This is a genomic window from Actinocorallia herbida, from assembly GCF_003751225.1.
GTDB lineage: Bacteria > Actinomycetota > Actinomycetes > Streptosporangiales > Streptosporangiaceae > Actinocorallia > Actinocorallia herbida.
This window is the reverse complement of sequence record NZ_RJKE01000001.1, coordinates 8677726-8690315: the sequence shown is the minus strand read 5'-3', so window position 1 is coordinate 8690315 and position 12590 is coordinate 8677726. Positions and strand designations below refer to the sequence as shown.

Sequence of the window (12590 nt, the reverse complement as noted above, 5' to 3'; positions counted from 1 at the left end):
TTCGCGGACCGGGCGCCTACTCCTTGGTGAGGTAGAACATGCCCGCGCGGTTGTCGACGGACTGGGTGGCCTTCGCGAGGCGGGCCACCTTGATCGTGTGGGTGCCGCCGGTGAAGTAGTAGTTGTAGGGATCCCAGACCTTGATCGTCTTCTTCTTCTTGTTGTAGCCGTAGGCGACGATGATGTGGCCGGGGTTGCCCTTGGTGATCTCGCCCTTGTACCAGGGGAGTTTGCGCATGTAGACCTGGAGCGGCACCGCCTTGCGCAGGACGCCCACGTTCTGGACGACGCGCTCGGACAGCGTCGCGGGGTCGTTGACGTCGTAGACGAGGGTGTACAGGTAGCCCCTCGGCACGGCGTAGGTGTTGAGCACCTTCACCGCGACGTTGTCATAGGTACCCGCCGGCGCCTCCGTCTTCATCTTCTTGGCGAGGACGCTCTGCGAGGCGCTCACCCCCAGCGTCGCCAGGGAGATGGACGAGCCCGCGGGGTTGCACCACAAGGGGTCGCGCTGGAACACCTTCTTGATGTCGAGTGTGATCTTGGCCGGGGAGGCCGCGACGGCCCGGGCGGCGGGCGCCTGTACTTCGGCCCGCCGCTCGGGTGCCGCGGCGACCGCGGGTGCGCCCGGGACGACGAAGAGCGACGCGATGAGGGCGGTGCCGGGCACCAAGCTCGCGAGTACCTTGTTCACCTGGTGGGACTCCGGGCGTTCGGGGTGGTTTGCAGTAAGAGTGCCGAACGAAGCCGACCGGTGCAAGTGTCTCAAGCGGCGGCGGTGACTGGAGTGGCCGCCCGTGATCTGCGTGCCGTACGGAACGCGTCGAAAGTCAGAATGGCCAGGGCGAACCAGACGAGTCCGAAGCCGGTCCACCGGCTGCCGGGCATCAGTTCGTGCTGCACGAACAGGCCGACGGAGAACTGGAGCACCGGCGCCAGGTACTGGAGCAGGCCGACGGTGCTCAGCGGCAGGGCCTGCGCGGCGGTGTTGAAGAGCATCAGCGGCGCCGCGGTGACGATGCCGAGGGCCAGGATCAGCAGGACGTGCCCGGCGCCGTGGTGCCCGAACGCGGCGGAGCCGTCCGCCTGGGTCCACACCGCGAAACCCGCGGCCGGGACGAACAGCACCGCGGACTCGATCGCCATGCTCTCCGCCGACGGCATCGCCGCCCGCTTCTTGAGCAGCCCGTAGATGCCGAACGTGAACGTCAGGATCAGCGCGATCCACGGGGGCCGGCCGTAGTCGAGGGTGAGGATCACCACGGCGAGGACGCCGATCCCGACGGCGGTCCACTGCCAGGGGCGCAGCCGCTCCTTCAGCAGGACGACGCCGAGCAGGACGCTGAACAGGGGGGTGATGAAGTAGCCGAGGCTCGCCTCGATCGTCTTGCCGTCGTTGACCGCGAGGATGTAGGTGCCCCAGTTGACCGCGATGAGGACCGCCGCGGCGGACAGGGCGGCCCACTGCCGTCCGGTGACCGCCTTGACCCACGCCCACCTGCGCGCGAAGGCGAGCAGGAGGCCCATCGTGACGAGCGTCCACACGATCCGGTGCGCCAGCACCTCGCCGGCGCTCGACGGCTTGAGGAGGGGAAAGTAGAGGGGGAAAAGTCCCCAGATCACGTAGGCCGCGAGTCCGGCCGCGAGCCCCCGCCGAGTTTCCATGACGCGCAGGGTATCAAGCCGTAATCAGCGAACCACGGTTGAGTCCTGTCTTGACCGGGCGGATATCCTTACCACATGTTCGGATTCGCGAAGACGTCAATGGTCAGCCCGGAGAAGGCCCTGCCCGGTCGGGACACCCCGATCCCCGTGGCGCCCAGGCACGTCGTGCTGGACGCCCCCCTCGCCCCGCCCTTCCCGGACGGCGCCGAGATCGCGGAGTTCGCCATGGGCTGTTTCTGGGGCGCGGAGCGCGTGTTCTGGCGCACTCCCGGCGTCATCTCCACGTCCGTGGGCTACGAGGGCGGCTACACCCCCAACCCCACCTACGAAGAGGTCTGCTCGGGCCTCACCGGCCACACCGAGACCGTCCGCGTGGTCTTCGACCCCTCGGCCGTCTCCTACGACACCCTCCTCAAGACCTTCTGGGAAGGCCACAACCCCACCCAGGGCATGCGCCAGGGCAACGACGTCGGCACCCAGTACCGCAGCGCCGTCTTCACCCACTCCGACGCACAGCTCGCCGCCGCCAAGTCCTCCAAGGACGCCTACCAGTCCGTCCTCACCTCCGGCGGCCTGGGCGACATCACCACCGAGATCACCCCGGCGACAGACTTCTACTACGCCGAGGACTACCACCAGCAGTATCTGTCGGACAGCAAGAACCCCAACGGCTACTGCGGCCTCGGCAGCACCGGCCTCTCCTGCCCGATCGGCATCGCCCCCGCGGAGTGACCTGGACGGATCGCGACGAACTCGCGATCCTCTGGGCAGAGCACTCGCCGCCTCACCCTCCCTGACGACCTCAGGTTCACCGACGGGTCGGACGAGACTCCGATCCTGGATCCGTACGTCGCAGGGGCGGTGATGGCGGCTCTCCGAGGGCGCCCTCTGGAACCGTTCGATGCCGGGACGTTGACGGAAGGGATCACATTGCTGCGTCGATGGTCGGCCGGTGGATGAGGCGGGGATGACGCAGTCGGCCGTGGTGCGGTTCGAGTGCGGCGGGATCGTCCCCCTGGCGGTGCTGGATCGGCTCGCCGCGGCGCTGGGTGCGGAACTCGTCGTTTGGTTCCGCACGCGGGTCCCGTGAACCCCTGTTGCGGGGAGCGGTCGAGGGGGGACGTGGGTGAGGGGGTCGCGGCGCTCAAGGCGCTGCCGGGCAAGGACATCGCGATCTTCGGCAGCGCGAAGCTGACCGCGAGCCTCCTCGAGCTCGGCCTGGTCGACGAGCTGCGGATCATGATCCATCCGGTCATCCTGGGCGCGGGCAGGTCCGTGCTGCGCACCGTGGCCCGCCGGATTCCCCTCGAGCTGACCTCTACCAGGGTCTTCGCCTCGGGAAGTGTGATGCTTCACTACCGGCCGATATCGGGGTGAGTGTTCGCATTGATCACGCCTTGTGGGGAAGGGGCCTCTAGGTAAGGACTTTTCCTAGGGGGTGGGGACATGGGGTTCCTGGACAAGATGAAGAACAAAGCCGAGCAGATGAAGGGGCATGCCAAGGAGGCGACGGGCAAGGCCACCCATGACAAGTCGATGAAGGACGAGGGGCGGGTGGACCGGATCAAGGGCAGCGCCAAGCAGGCGGGCGAGCATCTGAAGGATGCCGCGAAGGACCTCCGGCACCGCGGCAAGTGATCATCGGTGACGGCCGGGGCGGCTTTCCGTCCCGGCCGTCACCATGCGGAGGTCAGCCGCGACGGGTGTCGTAGGCGGCCCGGGAGCGGTCGACGCGCGGCATGTTCTCCTCGGCCCACGACGCGAGGGAGTCCAGGAGGGGCAGGAGGCTCTCGGCCAGGGGCGTCAGGGCGTAGTCCACCCGGGCCGGGACGCCGGGGGCCGCGGTGCGGCGGAGGAACCCGTCGCGTTCGAGGGCGCGCAGGGTCTGGGTGAGCATCTTCTGGCTGGCCCCCGCGACGGTCCGGGACAGCGCGTTGTAGCGGAGCGGCCCGTCCGCGAGCGCCCGCAGGACCAGCGGCGCCCATTTGTCGCCGAGCCGGTCCAGCAGCCGGTTGGCGGGGCACGCGGCGGCGCGGTCGAGGTGGTCGGCGCGGGCCGCGGCGCGGCGGGCGGCGGCGCTGAGGGTGGTCATCGGTCTCCTCCGGGTGCGTTGCGCACTTGCGGGTGCGTACTGCCGCGGGGCCTCCGGCGACGCCTAGGGTCGGCGCCGGAAGCGTCCTCGAAACGAGTATGGGGTGGTCGACGGTGATCGGGATTCTCGGCGCGGGCGGGGTGGCCCGAGCGCTGGCGGCGGGGCTGCGCGCGGCTGGCCGCGAGGTCGTGGTGGGCGCGCGGAGCCCCGCCGGGTGGGACGTGCCCGGCGTGCGGGCGGTCGCGCCGCGCGAGGCGGCAGGGGCGGCCGACGTGGTCGTGAACGCGCTGCCGGGCGACGTCTCCCTCGACGTGCTGGCCGGCCTGTCCCGCGAGCTGCAGGGCAAGGTGGTGCTCGACGTCGCCAACGCGGTGGTGCCGGATCCGGTGGGGTTCGCCGTGGCGCTGCGGTATCCGGGTGGGAGCCTCGCCGCGGAGCTCCAGCGGGTGCTGCCCGGGTCCCGGGTGGTCAAGGCGCTGAACACCGCGCACGTCTCGCTCATGGCCGCCCCCGGCTCCCTCCCCGTCCCGCCCGACGTCTTCCTTTCCGGTGACGACCCCGCGGCCAAGGACGTCGTCCGGGGGCTGCTGCGCGACCTGGGCTGGCCGGACCGGGCGGTCGTCGACCTCGGGGGCGTGGAGACGGCCCGCGGGCCCGAGTCCTTCGTCCTGATGGTCGGGGACCTCGTGCGCGCGCTGGGCCCGGTGCCCTTCGCCTTCTCCGTCGCACGGTGAGTGCGGATGTCCGTTATTCGGGGTAGGGCTGTCCGCAGCCTCGCGGCGTTCGATCGGACGGCACGGCGATGGCGTCATAACGGACATGGGGGTCGAAGTAGCAAGCAACATGTACAGGGCAGGCTCGGTGGCAGCCGCCCTAGGATTCCTGCTCGTGCTGGCGTCGGGCGGCGACGGATGGGCGGCGTGGCTCGGTGCCGTGTTCGGGATCGCCGGGACGCTGACGCTCTTCGAGGCGCTGGTCGTCCGGGGCGTCCGCCCGCGCCGCGTCCTCGACGCGCTCGCCCCGCTCGCCGTCCTGGGTCTCTGCGTGGAATCGGCGCTCTGGGTCATCCTCTGACGGCGATGCCGCTTTCGCAGCACGCCGGGTGAATAATCCCTACGCTCCTTTTCCGTGCGAAAAGGAAAAGTCCTAGCAATCCCGCTGGCGGTCGCGGTCCTCGTCGCGGGATGCGCGGGCCAGCCGCCCGGAGACGAGCTGCTGCCGAAGGACGACGAAGTGACGGCCTGGGTCCCCGACGGCGGCAGGACGGTCCTCCTAGAGGCGACCACCGGTCTCTGCGATAAGGAAGCGCACGCGCAGGTCGAGGAATCCCCGGAGAAGGTCAGGATCGGCGTCTTCATCGAAGGCGGCGACGAGCCGTGCCTCCTGGCAGGCGTCGCGCGAGTCTTCGAGATCCCGCTCTCCCGCCCGCTCGGCGACCGCGAACTCGTCGCGAACGACGACGCCCCCTATCGCAGGGCCAGGGAGAGGCCGACCGGGAAGCAGGACCTGAAACTCACCATCGACGTTGTGGACTGACCGGATATACGGTCCTCTCACTCTGCAAAAGGACACCGGGCGAATCCGGCGCACCCGGTGCAGAGCAGGTGCACCCATGCGTGACAGATGGCGCGTCGGCTTCACGCCGGGTCGTGCCTTCCCGCTGACGCCGCTCGCCGCCGCTCTGGCGACCGGGGCCTTCCGCGGGTTCCTCGTGTCGCGCAGGCCGCCGCGCGAGGTCTGCGAAAGGCGGAATCCCCGCCCGGGTTCGAGCGGGGATTCCTTGGGGGAGCGTCAGCGCAGGCGCTTGGTGAAGGACAGGAACACCGTCTCGCCGGTGGCGTCCTGGACCGCGTCGTTGTCGGTGACGATCCACGGACGGCCGGCGCCCGTGACGGCGAAGCCCTCGACCTTCTCCTGCACCCAGCCGCCCAGGGAGGCGAGGTCGGGCAGCAGGTCCCGCACGAGGGTCTTCTGGAGCACGGGCAGCCCCGCCGGCTCGCCGGTGGGCAGCGCGACGGAGTACAGCTTCTTGTGCGCGGCGGCCGTGCCGGACGCCTTGTCGCGCTCGACGACGATCAGCCGCCCGTCATAGGCGGTGATCTCCGACAGCCCGTTCCAGTTGGCGGTCGACGCCGACGGCTCGATCGGGTACCCGAACCACGACCAGGTGCCCGTCGCCGGGGCGAACCGCCCGATCCGGACGGTGTTCGCCGGGTCGCCGGTGAGCGGCCGCTGGAGCGTCACCCAGACGGTCTCGGCGGCGCCGGACCCGGTGACGGTCACGCCCTCAAGGCCCTGCGCGCCCATCCGGGACGTGATGTCGGCCGGCAGCGCGACCTCGCGGGTGACCGCGCCCTTGGCGTCCACCTCGACCAGGAGGTTCCCCGGACCCTTGGCGCCCTCGTTGGCCAGCCAGAACCCGCCGGATCGACGGGCCGCGATCCCTTCGGCGTCATAGGCGGCGGGGGCGCCGTCCTTGGTGACGGTCAGGGCCGAGGTGATCACCGCGGGGGTCTCGTCGGTGTCGATCGAGTAGATCCTGGTCGGCGCGTAGGCGTTGTCGGAGATCGCGTACAGGCCGTCGCGGCTGCCCGGCTCGGCGGACAGGCCCGACAGGGCGCCCCAGCCGATCGGCGTGCCGTCCCTGCCCGTCGCGGAGATCAGGCCGGGCGTCGACGGCTCGCCGAGCCGGAACACCTGGACGCCCGCGCGGACGCCCACCGAGGCGTCGTCGGTCTCGGAGGAGACGATGAACATGCCGCGCGACGGGACCGCGAGCAGCCCCTCCGGCCCGGCGTTCGTGGCGAGGAACTGCACGAACCGGGGCCGGGACGGCCGGCTCAGGTCGTAGACCGCGACGAAGTTCGAGCGCTCGGATCCGACGAAGGCGTACCGCTTGCCCTGGAAGGTCCCGACGGTCAGGCCCTCGGGCTCGGTGCCCTTGTTCTCCGACCTGTCGTCGTTGGCGTGCCCGTGCTGGAGCGCCAGCCGCTCGAAGGAGTTCCCGGCGTCCCACAGGACCTTGCCGGACGCGGAGAAGACGGTCCAGCCGCGGCTGCCGCCCTTCCAGTCGCCCTCGTTGGCGGTCGCGAGGGTCGCGTCGTCGACCCAGGAGATCGCGTCGGGCTCGCGCGGCACGTCGGTGATCGTGCCGGTCGGGGAGAGGACGCCGTCCTCCTCGGTGTCCACACCGGACACCGTGACCTTCCCGGTGGAGAAGACCTTCTCGATCCGGCCGGAGGCCAGGTCGACGATCGCGACGCCGTTGTTCTCCTGGAGGGTGACGGCGACGCGGCCGCGCCCGTTGATCGAGACGTACTCGGGCTCGGGGTCCGAGGGGGTGTCGATCCCGGCGGCGGTGAAGGCGGGCAGTGCGCTTCCGTCGGCCTTGGTGAAGGGGACCTTGCGCACGCCCCAAGACGACGGGTTCGCGCCCTTGAGGTCGAGGATCTGGAGGAATCCGGCGGGGGCCTGAGGCAGGTCGCCTTCTTCGCCGCCCTCGGGGGCGACGTCCTCGTCGCGCTGGTTCTCCATCGCGATGGCCGCGTACTTGCCCTTCACGGCGATCGAGTCGGGCTGGCCGCCGAGGTCGATGCTGCGCACGAGGGTGCGGTCGGCGATGCGCACGACGTCGACCCGGCCGGACGGGGCGGTGAAGCTCTCGCTCGTGTCGATGACGATCAGGGCGTAGGCGCCGACGACGGCGACGGAGGTCGGCTGGCCCCCCTCGGTCGCCAGGGTGCCGAGGCCCTTGGGAGAGCCCGGCTTGGAGAGGTCGAGGAAGCCGACGCGCTCGCCCGGGGCGTCGGTGTAGATGAGGGTCCTGCCGTCCTCGGTGACCGCGCTGATCTCCGCGACGGTCTCGTCGGCGGGGTCGGCGCCCGCGGGCAGGTTCTGGAACACCGGGTAGGTCGCGACCCGCTCGAACAGCGGGTCCTTGCCGCCCGCGTGCGCGGCGGGGCTCAGCCCGGCGACCAACGCGGCGCTCGCGAGCGCTCCGGCCGACAGACGCATGCGAAGGCGCATGAAGTACTCCGTTCCGTATTCAAACGGAACGACCCTTCCAGCCGACGGATAAGTCCAGGTGAACACTCGGCTACCGGGACCTGAAAGGGCTGCGGAGTATCGCCGGGGCGAAGGTGGGGCGACCGAGCCGGGGCTCAGTAAGGGAGAACGCGACCGGAAGGAGTGCGGAGGTCGAGGTCGGTGGTGGGCTTGCGGGGGACACGCGGAAGCTTGACGATCTGCTGCTGCCTTGCCATTTCGATCATCTCCCCTCGGAGACAGGCCGCTAATCGGCCGGAGTGTTCACCCTCGGCGGAACTTCGCGTTCGGTCCCGCGACTGCCGTGGGTTGTGCTGAGCTTACGCACGGTTTGCTGCTACTTCATCCGAATTTATGGTGGTGGGTGTCACGCAAGGTGATCGTATGGTCTCTTCCCGTCGGCACGCAGGGGGTTTCCGGATGATCCCCGTACGCTCTTTGGCCGTGGAATACCCCACTGACACCTCGTTATAAACAGCGGATTGCCCGGGCTTCTTCCGAACGGGGAGGAAGCCCGGGCAACGGGACTGCGGCGGCGTGTGGCGGCCCCGCCGGTTCAGGCGGCCGTCAGGAGGTGATGTCCTTGGCGCGGAAGCGCCGGAAGGCCAGCGCGAACAGGATGAGCGCGTACGAGACGGACAGGGCGGCCCCCTTGGCCATGCCCGTCCACTGGATCTCGGGCTGGAGCGCGTCCATCCAGGCGTACATGTAGCGGGTCGGCAGCACGTCCCGCCAGGAGCCGAGGGCCTCCACCGCGTCCAGGATGTTGCAGATGATCACCATGCCGACGGCCCCGCCCACCGCGCCGAGCGGCGAGTCGGTGCTCACCGACAGCAGGAACGCCACCGCCGCGACGACGAGCTGGGAGACCAGCGCGTACCCCGCGATGATCGCCATCCGGCCGAAGGCCGCCTCGGCGGGGAAGGTCCCGCCCGTCGGGATCGTCACGTCCGTCCAGCCGAAGACCAGGGTGCCCGCCAGCAGCGCCATCACCGGCAGTGTCAGCACCGCGGCCGCCGCGTACCCGAGCGCCACGATCAGCTTCTGCCGCAGCAGCCTGTCGCGCGGGACGGGCGCGGCCAGCAGATAGCGCAGCGACGACCAGCCGGCCTCGCTGGCCACCGTGTCGCCGCAGAACAGCGCGACCGCCACGACCAGCAGGAAGCCCGTCGCCACGAACAGCGAGAACAGGGCGAAGTTCAGCCCGCCCGTCGTCGCCACGTCCACCAGCGAGATCCGCCCGTCCGGCGCGTCGCCCTCGCCGCCGAACTGGAACGCCAGGATGAGGATCCACGGCAGCGCGAGCAGCAGCCCGAAGGCCACCAGCGTCCGGCGCCGCCGGAACTGGCGCACCGCCTCGACCCGCAGGGGCAGCGCCCGGCTCATACGCCCCCTCCGATGATCTCCAGGAACACGTTCTCCAGGCCGCGGCCTCCGACGATCTCCTCGACCGGGCCGTCGGCGACCTTCGCGCCGCGGGTCATCACCACGACGTGGCTGCAGGTCTGCTCGACCTCGCTGAGGAGGTGGCTGGAGACGATCACGGTGCGGCCGCGCGCGGCGTAGTCCACCAGGACCTCGCGCATCGCGCGGATCTGCGGCGGGTCGAGGCCGTTCGTCGGCTCGTCGAGGACCAGGAGGTCCGGGAGGCCGAGCATCGCCTGGGCGATCGCCAGCCGGGCCCGCATGCCCTGCGAGTACGTCCGGACGGGGCGGGCCAGCGCCTCCTCGCCGAGGTCCGCCACCTCAAGGGCCTCTTCGAGGTGGGCCTCGGCGAAGGGACGTCCGGTGGCCCGCCAGTACAGGGTCAGGTTGTCGCGGCCGGACAGATGCGGAAGGAACCCCGGGCCCTCGACGAACGAGCCGAGCCTGCGCAGCACCGCGGCCCCCGGCGTCACCTTGTGGCCGAAGATCCGGATCTCGCCGCCCTCGGGATGGATGAGCCCCATGAGCATCCGCAGAGTCGTCGTCTTCCCCGCGCCGTTGGGGCCCAGCAGTCCGAGGACCTGGCCCTTCTCGACCTTGAAGGACAGATCGTCGACCGCTTTGAACCCGTTGGAGTAGGTCTTGGTGAGGCCGTCGATCCGCAGCGGCACCTCGGCGAGCGCGGGGTCGAAGCTGTTCTTGGGCCTGCGCCGGAACACCAGCGCCCCGGCGACCACGAGCGCGCCGAGGGGCAGCGCCCACACCCAGGCCGGAGGCCGCCCCGCGGGGGTGGCCAGGCCGGGCACGGTCGGGAGCGTGAGGGCCGAGACCGCCGAGATCTTGTAGGTGGCGGGGGCGAGCGGGCTCGCGAAGCCCTGGTCGGTCGTGGAGAGCACGATCCTGACCCGGTGGCCGCGCGCGAAGTCGTAGTCGATCGCCGGAAGGACGACCTCCGCCTCCCCGGCCTCGGTCAGCCTGACGGGCGCGGCGATCCGCCGGGCGAGCGCGGCGGCGCCCTCGGGGGTGACGTCGTAGACCTTCGCGAAGAGGGTGGCGGCCCGGTCGACCTTGACGGTCAGGCGCGGCGCGCCCGTCACCCGCAGGGACTCCGCCAAAGGCTCCGTGGTGAAGGAGGCGCTCTGCCCTGGCGAGGCGAAGTCCGCACCGAGGGACCCGAGCGAGGAGCCCAGCGCGCTCAGGCCGCCGAGGCCGGGCAGCGCGGAGATGGCCGCGGGGACGCCGCCCGCGGGGTTCTGGACGGTCTGCTCGTCGCCCTCCACGGGCATTGCCCGGGGCGTCGAGGACAGGCCCGGATAGGTCGGGGAGGTCGCCGCGCGCAGCCAGGTCCGCCCGTTCGTGGAGTCCACCCCGGTCGCCCGGCTGACGGTGAAGGCCGCGGCCGGCTCCGAGTCGAGGCCCTTCAGGTGGTCGTCGAAGAAGGTCGCGGTGAGATCGGTGAGCAGAGGGGCCTCGGCGTCACCGCCGTCGTGGCCGCCCTGGTACCAGACGACGGAGACGGGGCCCGCGGCCCGGCGCGCGTTGGCGTCGGCGTGGTCGAGGGGGAAGAGAGAGTCGCTCTGGCCCTGGATAAGGAGAGTCGGCGCCTTGACGGGCGGAGCGGTCGACGGGGAAGAGGCCCGCAGCAGGGCGACGTCCTCCTCGGTGGCCTCGCCGGTCTGGGCGATCCGCTGGTACATCGCGCACAGCTCGGGCCGGAACCGTCCACAGGCGGTGGATCCGTCCGACTCGCCGGTGAAGAACAGCCCCGCCCACAGCTTCTTGAACACCCCGTCGGGCAGCAGCGCCTCGGACAGGTCGTGCCAGGTGATGGACGGGACCAGGGCGTCCACCCGGTCGTCGTAGGCCGCGGTCAGCAGGGAGATCGCGCCGCCGTAGGACGGGCCCGCCATGCCGACGCGCGGGTCGCCCGGGGCGTCCTGGAGCACCTCGGGGCGCTTGCCCAGCCAGTCGATGAGCTGCCTGGTGTCCTTGACCTCGTAGTCCGGGGAGTTGAGCGCGATCTGACCGCCCGACGCGCCGAAACCACGGGCCGACCAGGTCAGCACCGCGTAGCCGCGCTCGGCGAGATCCCGCGCCGCCGCGGCCTGGGAGCGCTTGGAGCCGCCGAAGCCGTGCGCGAGGAGCACCGCGGGGACCTTCCCGGCGCCCGTCGGCCGGTAGAAGGTCGCGTCGAGCGTGATCCGCTCCTCGTCGCGCGGACCGTCGACGACGTCGATCCGCGCGTCTTCCTGGACCACCTCGGGGCCGTCGTCGCGCAGGAGGACGTATCCGCCCCCGCCGGCCGCGACGAGGCCCGCCACGGCCGCGCCCGCGACCCACCGCCTCATGCGCGTGATGCTACGCGGCACCGCGTAAGAGGGAGATCAAACGCCCGGCGGAGCGACCCTGATCAGCGGCGGTGCCGGTGCGTGCCCAGAAGGCCCTTGGCCTCCTTGTGCCCGCCCGTTTCCGGCGAGGACACGCCGTTCTGGATCACCTCGCCCTGCACGTTCTGCTGCTGCTTGCGCTTGGCCACGATCGCGCTCACCGCGCTGATGATCACCGGGGCCGCCGCCGTCAGCAGCATCTGCACCTGGCTCTGCGGCAGTCCGGTCTTGCGGGCCAGCCGCTTGGCCACCGGGGCCAGCGCCTTGCCCAGGACCGCGGTGCCGACGATGCCGCCCCCGGCCATCGCGGCGATCTTCTTGCCGGAGGACGAGCCGCCGCCCGCCGACTCCTCTTCGAGCCACATCAGGGTCTCTTCGTCGAACCTCTGGGTCATACGAGGAGCGATGCCCTGCGGCACGGAGGGCCAGCCCCAAGGGCCGGTCACTTTCCGGTGAGCTCGTACGCCAGCTGATCGGCGCCGGCCTGGCTGAACTGGCCGGTCAGCATGACCCGGCCGCCCTTGATCGGCGCGTCCACGGTCGGCGCGGTCACCACCCGCCCGGACACGACGAGGACGAGCTGCTTGCCCGCGGCCTTGCCCGTCAGGCTCTCGAACTCGCCCCGGTCGCCCGTCAGCAGGTGCAGGACCACCCCGTAGGTGCCGTCCGGAAGCGCCTGCACGTCCACCGCGCTGACCCGCTTGACCTCGATCCCGTCCTCCACCACCTGGTAGCAGGACGGCTCGGGGCCCGCGAAGCCCAGCGCGTCGACGGGGCAGACGCCCTGCGTGTGCTGGGACACCGGGTAGATCAGCAGCGGCTCCGCGAGGTCGACGCGGGGCTGGCGCGCGATCGACAGCAGCACCCCGGTGAGCGCCACCGCGCAGGCGGCCAGCGCGATGACGACGATCGAGGTGATCATCAGGGTCCTCGGCGGTCTCCGCATCGGCCGATTGTCGCAGAAGACCGCGGGGGTG

Annotated in this window: 15 protein-coding genes; 7 read left to right on the top strand and 8 right to left on the bottom strand. The window is 70.9% G+C overall.

The genetic code is table 11. The features are described 5' to 3' along the window. Positions 1-16: 16 nt before the first annotated feature. Together EDD29_RS39430 and rarD are read right to left on the bottom strand one after the other, a co-directional pair. Positions 17-694, bottom strand: coding sequence for a C39 family peptidase (locus EDD29_RS39430; protein ID WP_170201748.1), 678 nt, complete (start codon positions 692-694; stop codon positions 17-19). 71 nt (positions 695-765) lie between these two features. After that, positions 766-1665, bottom strand: coding sequence for an EamA family transporter RarD (gene rarD / locus EDD29_RS39425; protein WP_123669268.1), 900 nt, complete (start codon positions 1663-1665; stop codon positions 766-768). 75 nt (positions 1666-1740) lie between these two features. On the opposite strand from rarD, the gene msrA reads away from it, so the two are divergent. The 4 genes from msrA (at position 1741) to EDD29_RS39405 (ending at position 3303) form a co-directional block, all read left to right on the top strand. Beyond that, complete coding sequence (msrA, locus tag EDD29_RS39420; RefSeq protein WP_123669267.1) at positions 1741-2397, top strand: peptide-methionine (S)-S-oxide reductase MsrA; 657 nt, start codon at positions 1741-1743, stop codon at positions 2395-2397. A gap of 235 nt (positions 2398-2632) precedes the next feature. After that, positions 2633-2755 (top strand): hypothetical protein, encoded by a 123-nt coding sequence (locus tag EDD29_RS47935; RefSeq protein WP_281280987.1) that lies wholly within the window; start codon positions 2633-2635, stop codon positions 2753-2755. A 32-nt stretch (positions 2756-2787) separates the two neighbouring features. Continuing rightward, positions 2788-3042: a dihydrofolate reductase family protein gene (locus tag EDD29_RS39410; RefSeq protein ID WP_170201747.1), complete on the top strand. Its 255-nt coding sequence runs from the start codon at positions 2788-2790 to the stop codon at positions 3040-3042. A 69-nt stretch (positions 3043-3111) separates the two neighbouring features. Then, positions 3112-3303, top strand: coding sequence for a CsbD family protein (locus EDD29_RS39405; protein ID WP_123669265.1), 192 nt, complete (start codon positions 3112-3114; stop codon positions 3301-3303). 52 nt (positions 3304-3355) lie between these two features. Here EDD29_RS39405 and EDD29_RS39400 read toward each other — a convergent pair whose 3' ends face one another. Beyond that, positions 3356-3757 carry a winged helix-turn-helix transcriptional regulator gene (locus EDD29_RS39400; protein ID WP_123669264.1) on the bottom strand — a complete coding sequence of 134 codons (402 nt, stop codon included), beginning with the start codon at positions 3755-3757 and terminating at the stop codon, positions 3356-3358. A gap of 113 nt (positions 3758-3870) precedes the next feature. Between EDD29_RS39400 and EDD29_RS39395 the strand changes: the two genes are divergently transcribed. From EDD29_RS39395 to EDD29_RS39385, 3 genes are all read left to right on the top strand, one after another. Continuing rightward, positions 3871-4491 carry an NADPH-dependent F420 reductase gene (locus EDD29_RS39395; protein ID WP_211360148.1) on the top strand — a complete coding sequence of 207 codons (621 nt, stop codon included), beginning with the start codon at positions 3871-3873 and terminating at the stop codon, positions 4489-4491. A gap of 127 nt (positions 4492-4618) precedes the next feature. Next, positions 4619-4831, top strand: a complete 213-nt coding sequence (locus tag EDD29_RS39390; RefSeq protein WP_148086246.1) for a hypothetical protein — start codon at positions 4619-4621, stop codon at positions 4829-4831. A gap of 54 nt (positions 4832-4885) precedes the next feature. Then, entirely contained in the window at positions 4886-5293 is a 408-nt protein-coding gene (locus EDD29_RS39385) for a hypothetical protein (protein WP_148086245.1), read from the top strand. A gap of 255 nt (positions 5294-5548) precedes the next feature. Here the strand turns inward: EDD29_RS39385 and EDD29_RS39380 are convergent, their stop codons facing one another. From EDD29_RS39380 to EDD29_RS39360, 5 genes are all read right to left on the bottom strand, one after another. Beyond that, the gene (locus EDD29_RS39380) at positions 5549-7783 is read right to left on the bottom strand and encodes an esterase-like activity of phytase family protein (RefSeq protein WP_123669260.1); all 2235 of its coding nucleotides are present in this window, start codon (positions 7781-7783) and stop codon (positions 5549-5551) included. 585 nt (positions 7784-8368) lie between these two features. Next, complete coding sequence (locus tag EDD29_RS39375; RefSeq protein ID WP_123669259.1) at positions 8369-9187, bottom strand: ABC transporter permease; 819 nt, start codon at positions 9185-9187, stop codon at positions 8369-8371. After that, a complete protein-coding gene (locus tag EDD29_RS39370; RefSeq protein ID WP_123669258.1) occupies positions 9184-11574 on the bottom strand; it encodes an alpha/beta fold hydrolase in 2391 nt (796 codons plus the stop codon). The genes EDD29_RS39375 and EDD29_RS39370 overlap by 4 nt, the downstream gene beginning before the upstream one ends. A gap of 62 nt (positions 11575-11636) precedes the next feature. Then, positions 11637-12008 carry a DUF937 domain-containing protein gene (locus EDD29_RS39365; RefSeq protein ID WP_123669257.1) on the bottom strand — a complete coding sequence of 124 codons (372 nt, stop codon included), beginning with the start codon at positions 12006-12008 and terminating at the stop codon, positions 11637-11639. Positions 12009-12055: 47 nt separating this feature from the next. Continuing rightward, entirely contained in the window at positions 12056-12559 is a 504-nt protein-coding gene (locus tag EDD29_RS39360) for a SecDF P1 head subdomain-containing protein (RefSeq protein ID WP_148086244.1), read from the bottom strand. Positions 12560-12590 lie beyond the last annotated feature (31 nt).